This is a genomic window from Pseudarthrobacter sp. MEB009 (genome assembly GCF_030208875.1).
Classification (GTDB): domain Bacteria; phylum Actinomycetota; class Actinomycetes; order Actinomycetales; family Micrococcaceae; genus Arthrobacter.
In genome coordinates this window covers 33,714-53,741 of the sequence record NZ_JARVTC010000006.1, presented here as the reverse complement: position 1 = coordinate 53,741, position 20,028 = coordinate 33,714, and the positions used below count along the sequence as shown (strand labels likewise).

Below are 20,028 nucleotides of genomic sequence, written 5' to 3'. Positions count from 1 at the left end.
GGTCTTAGCGTAGCCTCCATGACCACCGAACAGGCCCAACCCGTGCTCGAAAAACCGCAAGACCCCGCCAGCCCGGGAATCCTCCAGCGCCCGCACGTGTGGGTCACCATCGGTGCCTGCGCACTGGTGTTCCTGAGCGCCTTCGAGTCCCTGGCGGTGACCACCATCATGCCGCTGGTCAGCCGGGAACTGGACGGCGCCGCCCTGTACGCCCTGGCCTTCGCAGGGCCACTGGCCACGGGCGTTATCGGCATGGTGGCCGCCGGAAACTGGTCCGACCGCAGGGGCCCTACAGCCCCGCTCTACCTCTCCGTGGCCATGTTTGTGGTGGGGCTGGTGATCGCCGGGACTGCCCTCACCATGCCGGTCCTGGTGGCCGGCCGGCTGGTGCAGGGCCTGGGCGGCGGCGCCATCACGGTGGCGCTTTACGTGATGGTGGCGCGGGTGTACCCGGCGGCGCTGCACCCCAGGATCTTTGCCGCATTCTCCGCGGCCTGGGTGATCCCGTCCCTGGTGGGTCCCTTCGCCGCCGGTGTGGTGGCGAGCGCCCTGAGCTGGCACTGGGTGTTCCTGGGCGTGGTGTTCCTGGTGGTCCCCGCCCTGGCCATGCTGGTCCCGGCCCTCCGCGGGATGGGCCGGCACGAACCTGCCGGGTCCGTGCTGCCGCCTTGGGAATTCGGGCGGCTGGCCTGGGCGGCGCTGGCAGCGCTGGCCGTGCTCGGGTTGAACCTGTCCGCAGGGGTCCGGGTGGACGGCTTTGCCGCGGCGCCCGTCCTGCTGGCAGCAGCGGCAGTCGCCGTGGCCCTGGTGGCGGTCCGCCCGCTGGTTCCCGGCGGGACCCTTCGGGCGCGCCGCGGGCTGCCCAGCGTCATCCTGGTCCGGGGCCTGGTTTCCGCTGCGTTCTTCGGCACCGAGGTGTACCTGCCCTACCTGCTGATCGAGCGGTACGGCTTTTCACCGCAGTTCGCCGGGCTGACGTTGACCGTTGGCGCGCTGGCCTGGGCGGGGGCTTCCACCGTGCAGGGCAGGCTTGGGGAGCGGCTGGCCCACCGCACGGCCATCCGGATTGGCTCCGCAGCCGTGTTTGGCGCAGTGGTGGTGGCGCTGGTGACCACGTGGCTGGGCTGGCCGGCGGCTGTGGCCATTGCCGGTTGGGTGTTTGCCGGAGCGGGAATGGGGCTGGTGTATCCGCGGCTCAGCGTCCTCACCCTGGCGTTGTCCACCAAAGCGACCCAGGGCTTCAACAGCTCCGCGATGAGCATCGCCGACTCGTTGGGCGGGGCCCTGGCCCTGGCGGCCACGGCAATCATCTTCACCGGGTTGGCGGCGATGGGCGGCAGCTTTGTGGGCGTGTTTGGGCTGGCGGCCCTGCTGGCGGCCATTGCCGTGGTGGTGGCGCCCCGGATCCCCGCGGCGGACCGGCCGGCGCCGAAGGCAACACGGGTTCGGTAGGGGGCTCCCCAGCCCGGGCCGGGATCCGAGCCGGAGTCCTTGTCCTGCCTGCTTCCCGCCGGCTACAGCAGCCGGGTGGCGCGGAGCACCACGTCGGCGATGGTGAACTCCTGGCCCTCGGGTCCGGTGATGGGACGGTCGCGGGTGGTGAGAACCTCGATCTGCCACTCCGCGGCATCCAGCGACAGCTCCCTGGCCAGGTCCTCGCAGGTGTAGAACATTCCGTCGTGGGTGTGGGCGCCGCCCCACGGGGGCAGTTTGTCCGGGTGATGCCCCACCACCAGCAGTGTGCCGCCCGGCTTGACCGCGGCAGCGGCTGCCCGCAGCGGGACCTGCCAGGCCAGGTCCTGGGAGTGCAGGAACTGGGAGGTGACCAGCTCGTACTGGCCCTCCGGCTGCCAACGGGCCAGATCCGCCTGCTGCCAGGCGATCCGGCCCGCAATGCCTTCGTCGGTGGCCTTTTTATGGGCGGCCGCGGCGTGCGCCTGCGCGCGTTCCAGTGCCACGGTGGACACGTCCACGGCGGTTACGTGCCAGCCCTGGTGTGCCAGCCAGATGGCGTCCGCACCTTCCCCGGCGCCAAGGTCCAGGGCTTTCCCGGGCCGCAGGCTGCCGGCCTCACGGACCAGTTGGGGATTGGGTTTACCGGACCAGACCTGCGCCTTGGTCCGGTACCGTTCGTCCCATTCGGCGGCTGTGTCCCCGGTGCCGGTTGTGCCGGCGGAGGTCCCGGCGTCGTGCGTTCCCTGCTGGTGCGCCGCGTGTTCGCTCATGCCTCAAGCCTGCCCCGCGGCGCCCCCAAAGGCAACGCCCGGACCAGCTTTGGCGCCCTGCCTCCACAACGGGTTTTACGGCCCTTGCCAGCGGCCCGGAGGCGCGTTCCGGAAGGGTCGCGGGCGGGGGATGCTAGACTGGAGGAACTTGATGTGCAGTGATGCCCACTTTCTCCCCTGAAATCCCCTGCGGATGCCGCGGAGTCCCGGAACCGGGAAGTGGGTTTTTTCATGTGAGAGGCACATCCTGCGTCGATGAACGCGTTCTATTTGGTCCCGGCCGGCTGCCCTTTTATGCAGCGGCCCGGTTGATCACCTGACTTTTCTTCGGCGAACCCCTGGTCCAACCGGCGCCGGGGGCCGATATCCGCCTGGATACCGCCTGAAAGACCGTATAAATACATGACTACTTTCGCTGCCCTCGGAACTCCCAAGGCACTTGCAGACACCCTTACCGCGCAGGGAATTGTTGAGCCGTTCCCCATCCAGGTCAAGACCCTTCCGGACACGCTGTCCGGACGAGACGTCCTGGGCCGCGGCCGGACCGGCTCCGGTAAAACCATCGCTTTCGCCATCCCGCTTGTAGCACGACTCGCTGAGCGGGAAGCCAAGCACTTCCGCAAGCCCGGCCGCCCCATGGGCCTGGTCCTTGCACCCACCCGTGAGCTGGCCACCCAGATCAACGCCACCATCGAGCCGCTGGCCAAGGCTGCCGGCCTGAACACCACCGTGATCTACGGCGGCATCTCCCAGGCCCGGCAGGAAAAGGCGCTGCGCGCCGGCGTCGACATTGTCATCGCCTGCCCGGGCCGGCTGGAGGACCTCATCCGCCAGCGCATCCTTACCCTTGAGGCCGTGGAAATCACCGTCCTCGACGAGGCCGACCACATGGCTGACCTGGGCTTCCTGCCCGTGGTCAAGAAGCTCATGGACATGACCCCCACCCAGGGCCAGCGCCTGCTCTTCTCCGCAACCCTGGACAACGGCGTCGACAAAATTGTCCAGCGTTACCTGTCCAACCCGCTCACGCACTCCGTGGACGATCCGCAGGCCGCCGTGACCACCATGGAACACCACGTCCTGGTGGTCAACGACCAGACCGTCAAGAAGCAGCTGATCGTTGAGCTCGCGTCCGGTGCAGGCCGCCGCGTCCTCTTTATGCGCACCAAGCACCACGCCCGCAAGCTGGCCAAGACCCTCACGGACGCCGGCATTCCCGCCGTCGACCTGCACGGCAACCTGTCGCAGAACGCCCGCGACCGCAACCTTGCCGAATTCTCCTCCGGTGATGTCCGCGTCCTGGTCGCCACCGACGTCGCAGCCCGCGGCGTGCACGTGGACGACGTCGAGCTGGTCATCCACGTGGACCCGCCCACCGAGCACAAGGCGTACCTGCACCGCTCGGGCCGTACCGCCCGCGCCGGTTCCGACGGAACGGTTGTCACGCTGACCCTCCCGGAGCAGCAGTCCGATGTCAAGAAGCTGATGAAGGCCGCCGGAGTTGAGGTCAACTTCGAGCGCGTCACCGCCAACTCACCCCTGGTGGCCGAGCTCGTGGGCGAAATGGCCGACAAGATCGATCCGCGGACCCGTGCGGCCCTGCTGGCCAAAAAGGCTGCGCAGCAGGGCGGCGGCACCTCCACCGGTGCCAACGCCGAGCGCAAGCGCGCACGCCGCCAGGCTGCACCCACCACAGGCGGCCGCGGCGGCCGTGGCGGACGCGGCAAGGTTTCGGCTGAGCCGGTCCGTTCCGACGTTCCCCGCGCTGAGCGCCGGGCCGTGGCTTTCGAAGGCCGCACCGAAGCACGCGCCGCTTTCGACCGCGTCAGCGAGCAGAACGAGGACCGCGCCGTCGCGGCAGCTGCGGCCCGCCGCAACGCCCGGGGCCGCGGCACCACTGCCAGCACCCACCGCAACGACGTCCCCGCGGCAGGTGGCCGTGCAGCGGCTGGCCGCGGTTCGGACGGCCGCACGGACTCACGCGTCACCCGCAGTGAGGCTCCCCGTGGCGGCACCGGCCGGCCGGCTTCCTCCGGTGGCCAGCGCAGCGGCCGTCCCGCCACCGGCCAGCGTGCCGGTGCTCCTGCCGGTGCCCGCACCGGTGGCCAGCGTTCGGCGGCAGGCTCCGCCAACGCCGGCTCGGCCGGCAACAAGGCTGTCTGGTCCTCCAACACCGGCGGCACCTCCGGCGGCTCCTACGGTGGCGGCAAGGATGGCGCAGGCAAGGGCGGTTCCGGCCGTCCCGCACGCGGCGGCCCCCGCCGTGCGTCAGCTCCGGCCTCCAACGAGCGCCGCAGCCGCTAAGGGTTTCTGACCTGGTCCAGGTGCCCCGCACCGCCGTTCACCACGGCAGTGCGGGGCACTTGGTGTTTAAGGGCTTACCAGCCGAGGGCGAGCCAGGTCACCAGCCGCGGGCGCGCCATTCGGGCAGGCTGGGGCGCTCGGCACCGAGCGTGGTGGGCTTGCCATGGCCGGGATGGACGACGGCGGAATCAGGGTAGGCGTCGAACAGCCGCTCGGTCACGTCCCCCAGCAGCTGGCCAAACCGTGCGGGGTCCGTGTGGGTGTTGCCCACGCCGCCGGGGAACAGCGAGTCACCCGAGAAGATGTGGGCGGGCCCGTCGGGGTCCTCGTAGACAAATGCGATGGAACCGGCGGTGTGGCCGCGCAGGTGCACCGCGGTGAGGTCGAAGCCGTCGAAGTTGCCCACGTCCCCGTTCGCCAGGAGGACATCGACGGGGACCGGCAGTTCCGGGGCGTCGTCAGTTCCGGCCGCCGTCCTTGCGCCTGTTTTCGCGACGAGTCCCGCCAGCGCCCGGACGTGGTCCCAGTGCCGGTGTGTGGTGGCAATAAGTTCCAGCCGGGGTTCCGCGGAAGTATCCGCTGCCGCGTCCTGCAGCAACCCCTGGATGGCCGGAAGGTCGTCGGCGGCGTCGATCAGCACCTGCGCGCCCGTAGCCTTCGCGGTCAGCAGGTACACGTTGTTGTCCACCTCGCCCACGGAGATCCGGCGGATGGTCAGGGCGGGCAGGTCGTACTCGAGTGAATCCATGGGCCCAGTCTAGGGATGCCCCGTGCCTGGCGCAGCTACACCCGCGGCAGGTTGGACGACGCCACAACAGTGCCCGCCGCGTTCCTGATCTGCAGGGCCGCCACATCCCCGCGCAGCACCGCTGCGTTCATCCTGCAGGTGACCGTTTGGGCGGCCCCCAGGAAGGTGCCGGAATCCAGCTCCCGGCCGTCGGTCCGGACCAGCACCACTTCGAAGGATTCCCCCACGGTGAGCCCGTCGATGGCCAGGACCGTCTCCGTTCCCCAGGTGTGCGCCACCAGCGAAGCGTCAAAGGAGGTCCCGGCCGGGCTGCCCGAAAGCTGCACCCCCTCAATGGCACCGAGGGTTCCCGGCGGTCCGGTGGGTGGTGCCTGCTGGAAGGTGGCGAGCGCCGAACCGCCCAACCCGCCGATGACCAGCAGGGCTGCCGCCGCTGCCGCGAGCAGGGGCACGCGGTAACGGCGCCCGCCACTGGTTGGTGGGCCGCCGTCGCGCGCCCGCAAAACGTGTTGCTGCCCGTCGTGCGCCCGGCTGGACTCCCGCTGCGCGGTACCTACGGCCTGCGGCGTGTTGCCGGCCGGCACTCCGGGCTGTACCCCCGGCGTGCCGGTGATTTCCGCCGTAGACACCTCCGCCGTAGACACCTCAGCAGTGGTCGCCTCCACCGCGGCCTCCGGCGTGGAAAGTTCCCGGGACAACGCGTCCATTTTTCCGGCGAGGCTGGCCGGAACCTGGTGCTCGGTCCAATCGATGCCGGATTCCGCGAGGCGGTGGTTGAGGCCCTCCAGCGCCTCGAGCTCGCGCAGCAGGGCCGGGTTGGCGGCACAGGCAGCGTCGAGTTCCCTGCGTTCGGCGGCACTGAGGCCGCCGGCGAGGGCCGCAGCCATCAGTTCATCCTCGCGTGACGGCTGGTTCATCACTGTCCCTCCTCCTCATCGCCGATGGCCCTTCGCAGGGCCTTGAGTCCGTAATACATGCGGGTACGCAGCGTTGCCGCCGGCACTCCGGTGCGCTGCTCGAGCTCCGCGTAGGACATTCCGTTGAGCTGCACGGAAACAATCACGTCGCGGTGCTCCTGGCTGATGATGGCCAGGCCGCTTTGGAGCACCACCCTGTCCTCGATGGCGGACGCTCCGGTTTGGGGCGCTGCGGCCAGGTCCATCCGGGCATCCGGGACGGGAACGGGCCGCCGTTCGCGGGCCCGCAGCTCGTCGATGATGACGTTCCGGGCGATGGCAAACAACCAGGTCCGTTCCGTGCCCTTGGCGGGTTCGTACCGGTCCCTGGCCCGCCACGCCCGCACAAAAGTTTCCTGGACACACTCCTCAGCGGCGGCAGGGTCCCTGATGCAGTTGACCGCAAAACCGTACAGCGCGCTGCCATGCTCGGCAAAGGCGTCCCGTACGTTGAATGCGTCCATGGCGGGCCCGGACGGGGCCATCCACCTCTCGTCGGTCATGATCTGTCGCATCGTCGTCCGTCCGCAGGCCAGGTTGTTCTGCAGGGAATACGGTGCCGGGAGGTCCGGCGTTCACTGCCGAGGCAAGGAATCGCTGCGGTGCCGGTCCAGAAAACTTTCTTCGGCTGCCGGTGAACGCCCGCAGCCATTGGCGAGTATACCTTTTCACGCAGCCCGACCTCCGGGACTGCCTGCAGAGCAAAGGGACACGATGAACACGTTGGCCAAAAAACGGATTGCTGCATTCACGGGAACCGCGGGGGCTATGGCACTGGCTGCTGTTGTGGCGGCGGCTCCTGCCTCCGCTGAAACAACAGTTGACCGGCCTGATTCCTTCACCAGCATGTACACGGTCCAGGCCCTGCCGGAGAACGTGGTGGGACCGGATGGTGCGCCGGCGCCGGGGCAGCCGGGAGCGTGGGGCACCTTCAACTTCATGATCAATTCGGACCTGGACGTGATCTGCTACGACATCAGCCTGACCGGTGTCACCGGTCCGTACCAAAGCGCCGCCAAGACAGCCACGCATATCCACCAGGCCGTCCAGGGCAAAAACGGTCCGCCGCGGATTGCGTTCCCCAACCCGGTGGGCGACGGCAACTCCACCAGCTCAGGCTGCCTTAAAGGCCCCTTCACCACGGGCATCAAGGCTGACAACGGAGCGGATACCGGAGAGGGCTTCACTCTCAAGCAGCTGGAAGCCAACCCGTCCGGGTTCTCCGCCGACACCCACACGGCAGCGTTCGTCCCCGGCGCGGTCCGCGGGCAGTTGGCAGTGATGCCGGTGGGTGGCGTGGACACCGGAGTCGCCGCCGCCGCCGCTCCCGCCCAGCCGGCAGTGGCTGTCACGCTGGCGGCCGGGACCGTAGGCGTTGCGGCGCTGGGAACGTTCCTGCTGGTCAGGGCGCGGAACCGGACCAGCTAAAGCAGCAGGCTGCCCCGGGGATGGCCGGCATTGGGGGCCGGCCATCCCTCGCGGGTGCTAGATACCCAGGTCCATGGTGGTGGAGTAGATCTGCTTGGCAGGCGCGGCCGCCAGGATCTCACCGAGACTGCTGGCGCCTTCGGGCGTGGTGCGCCAGGCAGCGTAGTCGCTGTGGTCCTGGGTGGTGGCCCACTTCTCCACCACAAGGATGTGGCCCGGATCGGCATCGTCCACCAGGGCCTCGATCCCCTCATTACCAGGCCAGGCGCGTGTCGCCGCCAGCGTTTCGCTGAGGAAATGCCGGGCATCCGCCAGCCGGTCGGGAGCGATCCGGACTTCAAAATGAACAATCGTGGACATGTATTTCCTTCGGTTCGGTGCCCCGGCCGGTGATGCCGGCCCGTCAAAGATGCAACGGGGCAGGATGCGGTTTTCTTCCGTTGCGGAACATTCTGCCGGGCAGCCTTGCCCGTGACAGGTTTCATAAAAGTCGGCCCTTTGGTGGTGGCGTTGATAGCGTCGAAAGTGAGCGAGACCCACCATGACGCGGGCTGACTGATTGCGGAGCGCCCCGACGAGCCACGCAAACCCCGCCGTTCACACCAGCCTCAAAACTGAAATGGGACCCATTGAGCCAGAATTCGCAACCGCCCGCGCACGCCGCGGGACCCTCATCCGAAGAAACGCAGCAATCTCCTGCCGCCAACGCCGCGCCCGCCGCCGAAGCCAAAACCAGAGTCAACAAAACAGTCTTTTTTGGCTCCGCCATCGGCGTGGTGGCCATCGCACTGTGGGCCATCCTCGCCAAAGACAACGCAGACGCAGTGATCGGCTCCATGGTGGGCTGGGTGTCAACCAACATGGGCTGGTACTACTTCCTGATCGTCACCGCAGTGGTCGTTTTTGTCCTGGTGGCGGCGCTGTCGCGGGTCGGGAAAACGAAACTGGGCCCGGACCACTCCAAACCGCAGTTCGGGATGTTCACGTGGGCGGCCATGCTGTTCGCGGCGGGCATCGGCATCGACCTGATGTTCTTCTCGGTCTCCGAACCTGTCAGCCAGTACCTGGCCCCGCCGCAGGGCGAGGGCGGCACGGCTGAGGCGGCACGCCAGGCCCTGGTTTGGACGCTGTTCCATTACGGCATCACCGGCTGGGCGCTGTACGCGCTGATGGGCCTGGCCCTGGGCTACTTCTCCTACCGCCACAACCTGCCCCTCAGCATCCGCTCCGCGCTGTACCCGATCTTTGGCAAGAAGATTGAGGGGCCCATCGGGCACGCCGTGGATATCGCTGCGCTGCTGGGCACCATCTTCGGCATCGCGACGTCCCTGGGTATCGGCGTCGTGCAGCTCAACTACGGGCTGAACTTTATGTTCGGAATCCCCGAAAACCTGGCGGTGCAGATCGGCCTGATCGCACTGTCGGTGGTGATGGCCACCGTTTCCGTGGTGTCCGGCGTCGAAAAGGGCATCCGGCGGCTGTCCGAACTGAACGTGATCCTGGCCGTCTGCCTGATGCTGTTCGTCCTGGTCACCGGCAAAACCAGCTTCCTGCTGGACGGGATCGTCCAGAACGTCGGCGACGTGATGAGCCGGTTCCCCGCCATGACCCTCGATACCTTCGCCTACGACAGGCCCACGGACTGGATGAACGCCTGGACACTGTTCTTCTGGGCCTGGTGGATCGCCTGGGCACCGTTTGTTGGCCTGTTCCTGGCCCGCATCTCCCGCGGGCGCACCATCCGCCAGTTTGTCCTGGGCACCATGACCGTGCCCTTCATCTTCATCGTCCTCTGGATCTCCATCTTCGGAAACTCCAGCCTGGACCTGATCATGAACGGCAACCTGGCCTTCGGCCAGGACGCCATGAGCCATCCGGAACGCGGCTTCTACAGCCTGCTGGCCCAGTACCCGGCAGTTCCGGTGACGGCCGCCGTCGCCACTTTCACGGGCCTGCTGTTCTACGTGACCTCCGCGGACTCCGGCGCCCTGGTGATGTCCAACTTCACGTCGCACCTGAAGGACGCGGACTCGGACGGCCCCGAATGGATGCGGGTGTTCTGGGCCGTTGCCACCGGCCTGCTGACCCTGGCCATGCTGACAGTGGGCGGTGTCACCACGCTGCAGAACGCCACAATTGTGATGGGCCTGCCGCTGTCCTTGCTGCTGGTGCTGATCATGCTGGGGTTGTACAAGGCGCTGAGGGTGGAAAACTCGCTCAACGACAGCTACCGCGCCAGCCTGCCCGGCATCATCACGGGGCGCTCCCTGGACCAGCGCGGCGGCCGGACCTGGCGGCAGCGGCTCACGCGGGCCATGAGCTACCCCGGGCGCAGGCAGACCACACGCTTCGCGGAAGCAGTGGCCATCCCGGCGCTGCAGGACGTCGAGGCCGAACTGAAGGCGCAGGGCGCGGAAACCGCGCTGACGGTAGCCACCGTGGAGGCCTGTGGCATCCAAAGCATCGACCTGCAGCTGGCCATGGGGGAGGAGCGGACGTTCAAGTACCAGATCTATCCGGTCCAGTACGAAACCCCCAGCTACGCCACCCGCCGCGCCGACCCGGACGACCACTACTACCGCATGGAGGTGTTTTCCCTGGAGGGCAGCCACGGCTACGACCTTATGGGCTACACCAAGGAACAGGTCATCACCGATGTCCTGGACCACTACGAGCAACACCTTGAATTCCTGCACCTGAACCGCGCAGCACCGGGCAACACGGTGCTCGTGGAGGATCAGGTCGCTAAAGACAACTGGGAATCAGACTTCGAAACGCAGGAGGAAACAAAATGAGCACCGAGACGCTATACATCGGCGGCACCTGGACCGCAGCATCCGACGGCGGCACCCGGGACATCCATTGCCCGGCCGACGGCGAATTGGTTGGCACAGTCTCCGAAGGCACCGCAGCGGATTCCACCCGCGCCGTGGAGGCTGCCCGGGCAGCCTTCGACTCAGGCGAATGGTCCGGCAAGTCGCCGCTGGAGCGCGGCACGTTCCTGATCAACGTGGCCAACCGGCTGCGGGAACGCAAGGACGAGTTCGCCCGCGCGGAAACGCTGGACACCGGCAAGCGCCTGGTGGAAAGCGAAATCGACATGGACGATATCGCCAACTGCTTCGAATACTTCGGCAAGCTCGCAGGCCAGGATTCGGGCCGGATGGTCGACGCCGGCAGCCCCACGGTGGTCAGCCGGATCGAGTACGAGCCCGTTGGCGTCTGCTCGCTGATCGCCCCCTGGAACTACCCGCTCCTGCAGGCTTCCTGGAAGATCGCCCCCGCCCTGGCCGCTGGCTGCAGCTTTGTCCTCAAGCCCAGCGAACTGACCCCGCACACCGCCATTCTGATGGTGGACGTGCTGCAGGAGCTGGGCCTGCCCGCCGGGGTGGCCAACCTGATCCTCGGCGCCGGCAAAACCGTGGGCACCGTCCTTTCCAGCCACCCGGACGTGGACCTGGTCTCCTTCACCGGCGGCCTGGAAACAGGAAAGACCATTGCCGCCTCCGCGGCCGGATCGGTGAAGAAGGTAGCGCTGGAACTGGGCGGCAAAAACCCCAACATCGTGTTTGCGGACGCCGATTTCGACGCCGCCCTGGACAACGCGCTCAACGCGGCCTTTGTACACTCCGGCCAGGTCTGCTCCGCCGGGGCCCGCCTGATCGTGGAGGAATCCATCGCCGAAGACTTCGTTGCGGAACTGGTGCGCCGGGCTGAGCAGATCCGCCTGGGCGGCCCCTTCGACCCCGCTGCAGAAACAGGTCCGCTGATCTCCGCAGCCCACCGCGACAAGGTCACCGCCTACGTGGACAAGGGCATCGCTGAAGGCGCCCGCCTGCGTTGCGGCGGCGCTTGGGGGACCGGGGACCTGGAGAAGGGCTTCTACTACCTGCCCACCATCCTCGACCAGGTCAAGAGCGGCATGTCCGTGGTGGTGGATGAGGCCTTCGGCCCCGTAGTCACCGTGGAAACCTTCAGCACCGAAGCGGAAGCCGTGCAGATCGGAAACGACACCCACTATGGGCTCGCCGGGGCCGTCTGGTCCCAGGACGCCGGAAAAACCCAGCGCGTGGCCCGCGCACTGCGCCACGGCACCATCTGGATCAACGACTTCCACCCCTACCTGCCGCAGGCCGAGTGGGGTGGCTTCGGCCAGTCCGGCGTCGGCCGGGAGCTGGGCCCCACCGGGCTCGCCGAGTACCAGGAAGCCAAGCACATCTACCAGAACACCGACCCGCAGGTCACCGGCTGGTTCGCTGACCACGCCGCCGCTACAGAGGGGAACTGAGATATTGAGCTCCGCAGTAAAGACTGACTTCGACTACATCGTGATCGGTGGCGGATCCGCCGGCGCCGCTGTTGCGTCCCGCCTCAGCGAGGACCCCGCGCTGGAGGTTGCCCTGGTGGAAGCCGGCCCGGACGACCGGGACCTGCCCGAAATCCTGCAGCTGGACCGCTGGATGGAACTGCTCGAATCCGGCTACGACTGGGACTACCCCATCGAGGAGCAGGAAAACGGCAACTCCTTTATGCGCCACGCCCGCGCCAAAGTGATGGGTGGCTGTTCAAGCCATAACTCCTGCATCGCCTTCTGGGCGCCCCGCGAAGACATCGACGACTGGGAGCAGAAGTTTGGCGCCACCGGCTGGAACTCCGAGCTGGCCTACCGGCTGTACAAGCAGCTGGAGACCAATGAGGACGCCGGCCCCGATGCACCGCACCACGGCGACAGCGGACCCGTGCACCTGATGAACGTCCCGGCGTCGGACCCCACCGGCCGTGCCCTCCTGGACGCCTGCGAACAGTCCGGGATCCCCAAGGTCCACTTCAACACCGGCGAGACCGTGATCAACGGTGCCGGGTTCTTCCAGATCAACCGGCAGGCTGACGGCACCCGGGCGTCGTCGTCCGTGTCCTACATCCACCCCATCATGGACCGGGCCAACTTCACGCTGCTGACCGGGCTGCGCGCCAAGGAGCTGACGTTCGACGCCGGCAACCGGTGCACGGGAGTGGCAGTGGTGGACAACGCGTTCGCTAAAACCCACCAGCTCACTGCGCGCGCAGAGGTGGTTGTTTCCACGGGCGCCATCGATTCGCCCAAGCTGCTGATGCTCTCCGGGATCGGACCGGCCGCCCAGCTGGCGGAGTTCGGCATCCCCGTCCGGGTGGACTCACCCGGTGTGGGCGAGCACCTGCAGGACCACCCCGAGGGTGTCATCCAATGGGAAGCCAAACAGCCCATGACGGAAACCTCCACCCAGTGGTGGGAAGCGGGCATCTTCACGCCCACGGAGGAGGGCCTGGACCGTCCCGACCTGATGTTCCACTACGGGTCCGTCCCGTTCGACATGCACACGCTCCGGCAGGGGTTTCCCACCACCGAGAACGGCTTCTGCCTCACTCCCAACGTCACCCACGCGCGCTCCCGCGGCACGGTCAAGCTCCGCAGCCGGGACTTCCGCGACAAACCCAGGGTTGACCCGCGGTACTTCACCGATCCCGAGGGACACGACATGCGCGTGATGATCGCCGGCATCCGCAAGGCCCGGGATATTGCTTCCCAGCCCGCGTTGGCGGAGTGGGTGGGCACCGAGCTGTACCCCGGCTCCGCCATCCAGACGGATGAGCAGATCGCCGGCTACATCCGCGCCACCCACAACACGGTTTACCACCCGGCCGGCACTGTGCGGATGGGGGCGCCGGAGGACGGGATGTCGCCGCTGGATCCCGAACTGCGGGTCAAGGGTGTCACCGGGCTCCGGGTCGCGGACGCTTCGGTGATGCCGGAACTGACCACGGTCAACCCCAACATCACCACCATGATGATCGGTGAGCGGTGCGCCGAGCTGGTCCGCGGGGCCCGGACGGCCTGACCGTGCGTTGACCTTAGGGTGCGGAGGGCAGGTACGACGGCGGGTCCCCGGGACCCGCCGTCGGCCCGTCTCAAAGGTGGGGAAACTCAGCGGGCCGAGGCGTCTTTTCCGGCCGGCAGGGCTTTCAGGCCTGCCGCGCAGGCGACGATCCCGGCGATGAACACCACTTTGACGATGCTGAAGGCCTCGGCGCCGGTGGCCATGGCCCAGCCGACGGTCAGAGCGGCCCCGATGCCCACCCACACGGCGTACGCGGTGCCCAGCGGGATGTGGCGGATGGCCAGGCCCAGGCCCACCATGCTGAGGGTGGCCGCCACAGCGAACACTGCGGTGGCAGCCGGCTCGGTGAAGCCGTTGGACAGGCCCAGGGCTGTGGCCCACACGGCTTCGAGGACCGCGGAGAGCAGCAGCAGTGGCCAGGCGAAGGACGCGCCGCGCATCACGCCACCACCTTCAGGCCAACCACGCACACGGCGATGCCGGTGAGCAGCAGCAGGCGGGCCGCCGTCGGGCGTTCAACTTTGGTGGCCATGGCGTAGGCGGAGGTGAGCACCACGCCTACGCCCACCCAGACGGCGTAGGCCGTGCCGGTGGGAATGGACTGCATGGCGATGGCCAGGCCGGCCATGCTGGCGGTGACGGCTGCGAGGAACACTGCGAGCGGCGCCAGCCTGCGCCGGCCGGTGGCGGTGAAGGCCTTGTTGAGGGCTGCGGCCCAGACGGCCTCCAGCGCTCCGGAGAAGATGAGGATAATCCACGACATGACGTATTCCTTTGGCCAGTCTTGTCGCGTGCCGGGTACTGAACCGTCGTCCGGAGGCTCAAGCGGTGGAGCCTTGCGGCAAGCCTAGCAACCCCGGATCGGGGGTGGCCAGTATTGGTGGCAAAGGTCACCAATGCGTGCCCCTCTCCCAACTGACTCGCAGTTGTTGTCGTTTTGAGGGCTCAAAACGACAACAACTGCTAGTCAGTTGGGGAGCGTTCCAGCCACGGGTCCGCAGCCCCAGGGGATGATCCTGTCCGCTCCGTCCCGCGTGGCCTCGATGATCCGGGCGTTGGCCTCATCCGGGCCCAGTGCCCAGGCTTCCGCCGCCGTCCTGTCCATCCCGAACTCCACATGCCGGTCCACCAGCCTGCCCAGCCGCACGGCGGGCGGCGTGTCAATGAACCACACCTCGTCCAGCTGCGCGCGGACCTCCGGCCAGGGCGCCTGCGAGGCGAGCAGGTAGTTCCCCTCGGTGATCACCAGGGAAACGGACGCGGGAACGCCGATGGAAGCCGCCACAGGCTCATCCAGGGTCCGCTGGAATTCGGGCGCATACACAACGTCTTCATCCCGCAGCACAAGCCGCCGCAGCAGCGAGAGGTACCCGCCGGCGTCGAACGTGTCCATGGAACCTTTGCGGTGCCGCAGCGGTGTGCCGTCGATGATGCTGTTCGCGAGGTGGAATCCGTCCATGGGGACCACTGCGGCGGCGTCGGGACCGAACTGGTGCTGCAGCCAGGCTGCGAACGTGGATTTGCCGGAACCGGGAGACCCCGTGATGCCCAGCATTGTGCGGCGGCGGCCTGACAACCGCTCCCGCAGGGAGGCCACTGCCAGCCGCGCTTCGGGTGAGTCCATAACAAAAGCCTAGGCCCCAGCCCAACTGACTGGCAGTTGTTGTCGTTTTCGAGGCTCAAAACGACAACAACTGCGAGTCAGTTGGGAGGGGCGGCGCCGGGCGGCGCGGGGCTGGGCCGAGGGGGTGGGCTTAGAGCGAGCCGCCCGCGGTTTCCGGGGCCGAGGCGTCCTGGCCGCTGTCGCCCACGGTTTCGCGGGCGATGAAGTTCTCGATGTCGAACAGGTTGTCCGCGCGCTCTGCAATGTTCAGCAACGTGGTCATGGACGCCACTTCCTCCACCTGCTCCTTCAGGAACCACAGCATAAACTGCTCACCGAGGGCGTCGTTCTCGCCGCGGGCGGCCCGGAACAGGGCCTCGATGTTGCGGGTGACTTCCTTTTCCTGCTCCAGCGCCAGGGCCAGGGGCTCGGTCACCGAAGAGAAGTCGTTGCGGACCGCGGGAACGCCGGGGATGGTGAACGGGATGTCCCGGTCCAGCATGTACTGCACCATCATCATGGCGTGGTTGCGCTCTTCCACGGACTGCCGGTAGAAGTAGCGGGCAAGCTGCGGGAGGTCTTCGTTGGCAAACCAGGTGGCCACCGCAATGTACTGCTGCGAGGCCGTGAACTCGTTGCCGATCTGGGTGGACAGGAGCGCGTTGAACGTGGAGGAAGTCATGGCTTGAGTCTAGGGTTCGGCCGCGCGGGCCAGCCAGTGTGGGAAGGCTCGGCTTGCGGAAGGAAAGGCTGGCCTACCTGCGGTAACGCTCAGACGGCGTCGACCGAGACCACAGCCAGGAAACCCCGCCCCAGGATTTCGGGGGAGCTTTCGTCGGCGCCCACCACGGCGTCGTACCGGCCCAGGTCCACAGGGCCGCCGCCCGCCACGCTGGCCGCTGCCTGCCCCTGCAGCAGCACGGCAAGCTGCCCCGCAAAAACGGGATGCGCACGCTTTTTGGACAGCTCAATGATGGAGGTGTACCCCTTGAACTTTCCGCTGCGGGTGATGACGTCGAGGTTGCGGATGTCGCCGGTGGGCAGCGAACCGGCGGCCGGTGCGCCGCCGTCGAACCGGAACGGGCGATACTTTTCCAGGGGATGGTCCGCTCCGTCCACCGTGAGCAGCAGCAGCTCACCTTCCACCACAGTGAGGACCCGCTCCATGCCCGGGAACGGGGAGAAATCACCGGCTTTGGTGACCTCGGCAATGCTCACCCGCCAGTCCCAGTCCTGGGCCGCCGCGCCCTGCGGGTGGCTGGCCAGGTCCCGGGTCACCCCGCCGCCGTTGCGCCAGGGGGTGGCCTTAAGGTCTGCGAAGCGGATGATCTGCATCAGCCCAGCCTAGTTCCCGGCAGCCGGCGGAGGTGCCATCGCGCATCGCGGGAAGGGGCCGTCCCTGCTACTCTCCACCCGGGGGACAACACGTAAACGTACCTGAAGGAGCCGGGAATGTTCGTCAAAGTGTGTGGTCTCAGCACGCCCGAATCGGTCCGCGAAGCAGTGGCGGCCGGGGCGGATGCCGTGGGGTTTGTCCTGACCGCCAGCCCAAGAGTGGTTTCGCCGTCCCAGGCGGCGGCGCTGCTCGCGGAGGTCCCGGCGGGTGTGACGCCCATCGGCGTGTTCCGTGACGAGCCGCTGGCGGATGCCGCCCCAATCGCCCGCGCGGCCGGCCTCGACTGGATCCAGCTGCACGGCACCAGGACCCGGGAAGACGTTGCCAAAGTGCACGACGCCGGCATGAAGGTGGTCCGGGCCATCACCCTGGGTGCCACTGCGGAAGAGTTCGAGGACTGGGGTGAGGACCTGCTCCTGATCGACGCCGCGGTCCCGGGCTCGGGTGAGTCGTGGGACTATGCTTCGGTGGCTGCCTTGCCGGTGCTTGCCGGCCGGTCCTGGCTGCTGGCCGGCGGACTGGACGCCGGCAACGTGGCTGCCGCCGCCGGGGCGGCGCAGGCCTGGGGTGTGGATGTTTCCTCCGGCGTGGAGGCGTCCCGCGGGGTCAAGGACCTGGCCAGGATCCGGGCCTTTGTCCACGCGGCCAAGCCCGGCGTCCGCACCTAGGTTTTTCAGGGATCGTTCAGGGTGGTCACCCACCGCGGAAGCCAACCCGTCGGGGGACAATGGACAGATGAAGACTCTGCTCAACATCATCTGGCTGGTATTCGGCGGGTTCTGGCTTGCCCTGGGCTACTTCGCGGCCGGGATCATCTGCTGCCTGCTGATCGTCACCATCCCGTGGGGGATCGCGTCGTTCCGCATTGCGGCCTACGCACTGTGGCCTTTCGGGCAGATGGTGGTGGACAAACCGGGCGGAAACGGGCCGTTCGCCCTGCTGGGCAACGTGATCTGGCTGCTGGTGGCCGGGATCTGGATCGCCATCGGCCATGTGGCCACCGCGATCGCGATGGCCGTCACCATCATCGGCATCCCGCTGGCCATCGCCAACCTCAAGCTCATCCCGGTGTCCCTGATGCCGCTGGGCAAGCAGATCGTGCCCAGCAACACCCCGTTCGTCCAGGCGTACCGGTAGGCCGCAGCTGGCTGGGCAGTGCAGCTAGCCTGGCATTTCGTCCGGCCGCAGGGCCCGCAGCACACAAAATTCGTTGCCGTCAGGATCGGCCATCACCACCCAGGTGACGTCCGGCCCCTGGCCCACGGAGACCTGCTTGGCGCCCAGGCCTTCCAGCCGGGCCACTTCGGCGTCCCGGTTCTCCGGCCGGAGGTCAAGGTGCAGCCTGTTTTTGGGTCCTTTGGCTTCGGGTACCTTCAGGAACAGCAGGTCCGGACTGACCCCGTCTTCGGGACTGCCCGCGGGCGGCTCCAGCACAATCTCGTCCGCCTCCTCGTAGGTCCGCCGCCAACCCAGGGCGGCTTCCCAGAAGGCTGCCGGGACCCGGGGATCGGTGGAATCAATGCAGACGGCTTGGATGCGCAGGCTCATCCGAGCAGTGTTGCACTGCCGGCGCAGGCCGTAAAGGACCACGCCGCCGAGGCAACCCGAGGGAACCGGTCAGGGCCGCCGGAAAATCCCGTCCGACAGGATGGCCACCGAGTCGCTGCCGTCCAGTTCGGCGGCGATATCCACATCCTCCGCAAAGCCCGCCCCCACCAGTTCACGGCCGCTGGAACAGCCGTGCAGCATCTCCCGGAGGCTTGGTTCGGCCGCTCCGAAGACCGCCGCCGCAGCAACCGCTTCCGGCGAATACCCGTGCCAGTCAAAGTCGCCTTCCTCGGGTCCGCCCCGGGAATTGTCCGCAGCAATCCTGGCGGGCCACTGCGCAGCCAGGGCGGTGAGGAACGCGCCGGCGCCGATCGCATCCTCCACGGCAGGGCGCAGGCTGCCATCGGGCCAGCGTTCACCGGCCGCAATCACGGCGATCACAGCGTCTGCCGGCAGGTTGGCTGCCACCCAGTCCGCAGTGGCGGCGGCGTTCCGCAAGCAAACAGCGGCAACCAGGGGCACTTCGCCTGCCAGCTGGTGGCACAGTTCGGAGCCGTTGGGGGATGGCAGTACCACCCGGCCCAGGGACTGCGCGGTCCGCAGGCTGGCGGGGGACAGGCTCAGCCCGCCGCCGTCACGCGGTCCGGCCAGCAGCGCATTATGGTGGGCAGCGAAATCCTCGGCGCCCGTATCCCGCCAGCGGTACGGAACAACCTCCGCGCCGCGGTCCAGGGCCACACTGACGCACGTGGTGAAGGAGAGGACGTCCACCACCACGGCGAGGTCGGTGCCGGGCGCAACCGTCGCGGCGCCGTCGTGACCCCACTCCAGCCTGACCATGAAAGGCAGTTGGCGGTGCGCCGCACTTGCGGTATGCACGTGGCGGGGGTTCGTTCCCGGTGCGTTCATGCCAGTTCTCCGTGCAGGTTCCGGTGCGCGGCGCCCAACCAAAGGTCCCTTGCGCGCCGTCCGTGGAACAAAGGCTCAAGGTCCAGGAGACGGCGGACGACGGCGGCCCGGCCGGCGGCGAAATCAGCGTCAGGCACGTGCGCGTAATCGAGCCGGACGGCGGCAAGGTACCGGGCGTATTCCGCCGGGTCGCCGCCAAGGACGGAAAGATCGGCATCACAGAGCAGCGCCCCGTCGGTGTCTCCGGCTTCGGGGCGGTGGTGGCTGGTCAGCAGGACCAGCCGGGCCACCTCCTCGACCTCGGCCGCCGGCAGCCCGGTGCCGCGGAGCCGGTCCAGGGCCAGCCGCGCCGACTCCTCTTCGTCCTGCCCGGGGATTCCCTGGTAGACGGCGTCGTGGAACCATGCGGCCAAAAGGACTGTCCTGGGAACAGCAGCCAGTTCGTTAAGGAGGTCCAGGGCTTCGAGGATGGACAGCAGATGGGTGCGGCCGTGATAGTGCCGGTGCGGTTCACTCCACCGGTCCAGCAGGTCCAGGAAGAGGGCGTCGTGGCCGGGCATAACGGCCTCCCAGCGGTCCTGAAGCGGGACCTTCAGGGACTTGTTCCGCTGCCGGGCGGGAATGCGCAGGCCGCTGGCAATGAGTTTGCGGACCAGGACCCTGGCTTCGACGGGCAAGGCGCCCGCCGCCACCAGGTCATCGAAGCGGCGCTCCGCCACGTCGTAGTGGTCGCCGTCGAATGCCCTTTCGGGAATACCGGCCGCGGCGGCAAAGGCGTGCAGTTCCGCCAGCGACCCATCCGAAACCAGATGGGAGAAGTGCGTCCCGTGCGCAGGCCAAAGCGGCGGGTCGATGTAGATGGCCATGACGGAAGTCTAGTAGGCCGGCTCCGGCGCCCAGCCTGCCAGCGCGCTCCCGGCTGCGTATTACAAGTTTGTCATAGCCCGTGACAAGAATAATAAAGACCGGTAGTCTCCGGAGGGGCGGACAGTCACCACCTCTTCCCGCCCGCCTACACCGAACCGACCTGGCGTC

At 67.6% G+C, this 20,028-nt stretch carries 21 protein-coding genes and 1 riboswitch; of the genes, 8 read left to right on the top strand and 13 right to left on the bottom strand.

The annotated features are described in order from the left end of the window. The first annotated feature begins 18 nt into the window (after positions 1 to 18). On the top strand, positions 19 to 1,452 hold the full coding sequence (locus tag QRN07_RS05095) for an MFS transporter (protein WP_285240521.1): 1,434 nt from the start codon (positions 19 to 21) through the stop codon (positions 1,450 to 1,452). A gap of 62 nt (positions 1,453 to 1,514) precedes the next feature. Here the strand turns inward: QRN07_RS05095 and QRN07_RS05090 are convergent, their stop codons facing one another. Next, positions 1,515 to 2,225, bottom strand: coding sequence for an SAM-dependent methyltransferase (locus tag QRN07_RS05090; protein ID WP_285240520.1), 711 nt, complete (start codon positions 2,223 to 2,225; stop codon positions 1,515 to 1,517). Between the two features lie 402 nt (positions 2,226 to 2,627). Between QRN07_RS05090 and QRN07_RS05085 the strand changes: the two genes are divergently transcribed. Next, a complete protein-coding gene (locus tag QRN07_RS05085; RefSeq protein ID WP_050686399.1) occupies positions 2,628 to 4,529 on the top strand; it encodes a DEAD/DEAH box helicase in 1,902 nt (633 codons plus the stop codon). A 97-nt stretch (positions 4,530 to 4,626) separates the two neighbouring features. Here the strand turns inward: QRN07_RS05085 and QRN07_RS05080 are convergent, their stop codons facing one another. From QRN07_RS05080 to QRN07_RS05070, 3 genes are read right to left on the bottom strand one after another with little or no spacing between them, the layout of a single operon-like run. Then, complete coding sequence (locus QRN07_RS05080; RefSeq protein WP_050686400.1) at positions 4,627 to 5,277, bottom strand: MBL fold metallo-hydrolase; 651 nt, start codon at positions 5,275 to 5,277, stop codon at positions 4,627 to 4,629. Positions 5,278 to 5,312: 35 nt separating this feature from the next. Continuing rightward, positions 5,313 to 6,194: a hypothetical protein gene (locus QRN07_RS05075; RefSeq protein WP_285240519.1), complete on the bottom strand. Its 882-nt coding sequence runs from the start codon at positions 6,192 to 6,194 to the stop codon at positions 5,313 to 5,315. Continuing rightward, positions 6,194 to 6,736 (bottom strand): RNA polymerase sigma factor, encoded by a 543-nt coding sequence (locus tag QRN07_RS05070; RefSeq protein WP_235504621.1) that lies wholly within the window; start codon positions 6,734 to 6,736, stop codon positions 6,194 to 6,196. The genes QRN07_RS05075 and QRN07_RS05070 overlap by 1 nt, the downstream gene beginning before the upstream one ends. Before the next feature lie 265 nt (positions 6,737 to 7,001). Between QRN07_RS05070 and QRN07_RS05065 the strand changes: the two genes are divergently transcribed. Next, positions 7,002 to 7,661: a CHRD domain-containing protein gene (locus QRN07_RS05065; protein WP_056595819.1), complete on the top strand. Its 660-nt coding sequence runs from the start codon at positions 7,002 to 7,004 to the stop codon at positions 7,659 to 7,661. Positions 7,662 to 7,718: 57 nt separating this feature from the next. On the opposite strand, the gene QRN07_RS05060 is transcribed toward QRN07_RS05065, so the two are convergent. Next, entirely contained in the window at positions 7,719 to 8,021 is a 303-nt protein-coding gene (locus QRN07_RS05060; protein ID WP_285240518.1) for a putative quinol monooxygenase, read from the bottom strand. A 269-nt stretch (positions 8,022 to 8,290) separates the two neighbouring features. Here QRN07_RS05060 and betT point away from each other — a divergent pair, with 269 nt between their 5' ends. From betT to QRN07_RS05045, 3 genes are read left to right on the top strand one after another with little or no spacing between them, the layout of a single operon-like run. Next, complete coding sequence (gene betT / locus QRN07_RS05055; RefSeq protein ID WP_285240517.1) at positions 8,291 to 10,456, top strand: choline BCCT transporter BetT; 2,166 nt, start codon at positions 8,291 to 8,293, stop codon at positions 10,454 to 10,456. After that, a complete protein-coding gene (locus tag QRN07_RS05050) occupies positions 10,453 to 11,949 on the top strand; it encodes an aldehyde dehydrogenase family protein (RefSeq protein ID WP_050686408.1) in 1,497 nt (498 codons plus the stop codon). The genes betT and QRN07_RS05050 overlap by 4 nt, the downstream gene beginning before the upstream one ends. 4 nt (positions 11,950 to 11,953) lie before the next feature. Next, positions 11,954 to 13,537 (top strand): GMC family oxidoreductase, encoded by a 1,584-nt coding sequence (locus QRN07_RS05045; RefSeq protein ID WP_285240516.1) that lies wholly within the window; start codon positions 11,954 to 11,956, stop codon positions 13,535 to 13,537. An 86-nt stretch (positions 13,538 to 13,623) separates the two neighbouring features. Here the strand turns inward: QRN07_RS05045 and QRN07_RS05040 are convergent, their stop codons facing one another. From QRN07_RS05040 to QRN07_RS05020, 5 genes are all read right to left on the bottom strand, one after another. Then, entirely contained in the window at positions 13,624 to 13,977 is a 354-nt protein-coding gene (locus QRN07_RS05040; protein ID WP_056595562.1) for a DMT family transporter, read from the bottom strand. Beyond that, positions 13,977 to 14,300 carry a DMT family transporter gene (locus QRN07_RS05035; RefSeq protein ID WP_285240515.1) on the bottom strand — a complete coding sequence of 108 codons (324 nt, stop codon included), beginning with the start codon at positions 14,298 to 14,300 and terminating at the stop codon, positions 13,977 to 13,979. The genes QRN07_RS05040 and QRN07_RS05035 overlap by 1 nt, the downstream gene beginning before the upstream one ends. A gap of 10 nt (positions 14,301 to 14,310) precedes the next feature. After that, positions 14,311 to 14,377, bottom strand: a riboswitch (guanidine-III (ykkC-III) riboswitch). 127 nt (positions 14,378 to 14,504) lie between these two features. Beyond that, a complete protein-coding gene (locus tag QRN07_RS05030; RefSeq protein ID WP_050686984.1) occupies positions 14,505 to 15,161 on the bottom strand; it encodes a nucleoside/nucleotide kinase family protein in 657 nt (218 codons plus the stop codon). Between the two features lie 130 nt (positions 15,162 to 15,291). Next, positions 15,292 to 15,822, bottom strand: a complete 531-nt coding sequence (locus tag QRN07_RS05025) for a ferritin (protein WP_050686982.1) — start codon at positions 15,820 to 15,822, stop codon at positions 15,292 to 15,294. Between the two features lie 89 nt (positions 15,823 to 15,911). Beyond that, positions 15,912 to 16,475 carry a HutD/Ves family protein gene (locus QRN07_RS05020; RefSeq protein WP_050686981.1) on the bottom strand — a complete coding sequence of 188 codons (564 nt, stop codon included), beginning with the start codon at positions 16,473 to 16,475 and terminating at the stop codon, positions 15,912 to 15,914. A gap of 117 nt (positions 16,476 to 16,592) precedes the next feature. Here QRN07_RS05020 and QRN07_RS05015 point away from each other — a divergent pair, with 117 nt between their 5' ends. After that, positions 16,593 to 17,204 carry a phosphoribosylanthranilate isomerase gene (locus QRN07_RS05015; protein ID WP_050686980.1) on the top strand — a complete coding sequence of 204 codons (612 nt, stop codon included), beginning with the start codon at positions 16,593 to 16,595 and terminating at the stop codon, positions 17,202 to 17,204. 67 nt (positions 17,205 to 17,271) lie between these two features. Beyond that, positions 17,272 to 17,673, top strand: coding sequence for a YccF domain-containing protein (locus QRN07_RS05010; RefSeq protein ID WP_050686979.1), 402 nt, complete (start codon positions 17,272 to 17,274; stop codon positions 17,671 to 17,673). A gap of 24 nt (positions 17,674 to 17,697) precedes the next feature. Here QRN07_RS05010 and QRN07_RS05005 read toward each other — a convergent pair whose 3' ends face one another. From QRN07_RS05005 to QRN07_RS04995, 3 genes are all read right to left on the bottom strand, one after another. After that, positions 17,698 to 18,084: a VOC family protein gene (locus QRN07_RS05005; protein WP_285240514.1), complete on the bottom strand. Its 387-nt coding sequence runs from the start codon at positions 18,082 to 18,084 to the stop codon at positions 17,698 to 17,700. A 69-nt stretch (positions 18,085 to 18,153) separates the two neighbouring features. After that, complete coding sequence (locus QRN07_RS05000) at positions 18,154 to 18,993, bottom strand: 2-phosphosulfolactate phosphatase (RefSeq protein WP_285240513.1); 840 nt, start codon at positions 18,991 to 18,993, stop codon at positions 18,154 to 18,156. Continuing rightward, positions 18,990 to 19,859 (bottom strand): DUF4031 domain-containing protein, encoded by an 870-nt coding sequence (locus tag QRN07_RS04995; RefSeq protein WP_285240512.1) that lies wholly within the window; start codon positions 19,857 to 19,859, stop codon positions 18,990 to 18,992. The genes QRN07_RS05000 and QRN07_RS04995 overlap by 4 nt, the downstream gene beginning before the upstream one ends. Between the last annotated feature and the right edge of the window lie 169 nt (positions 19,860 to 20,028).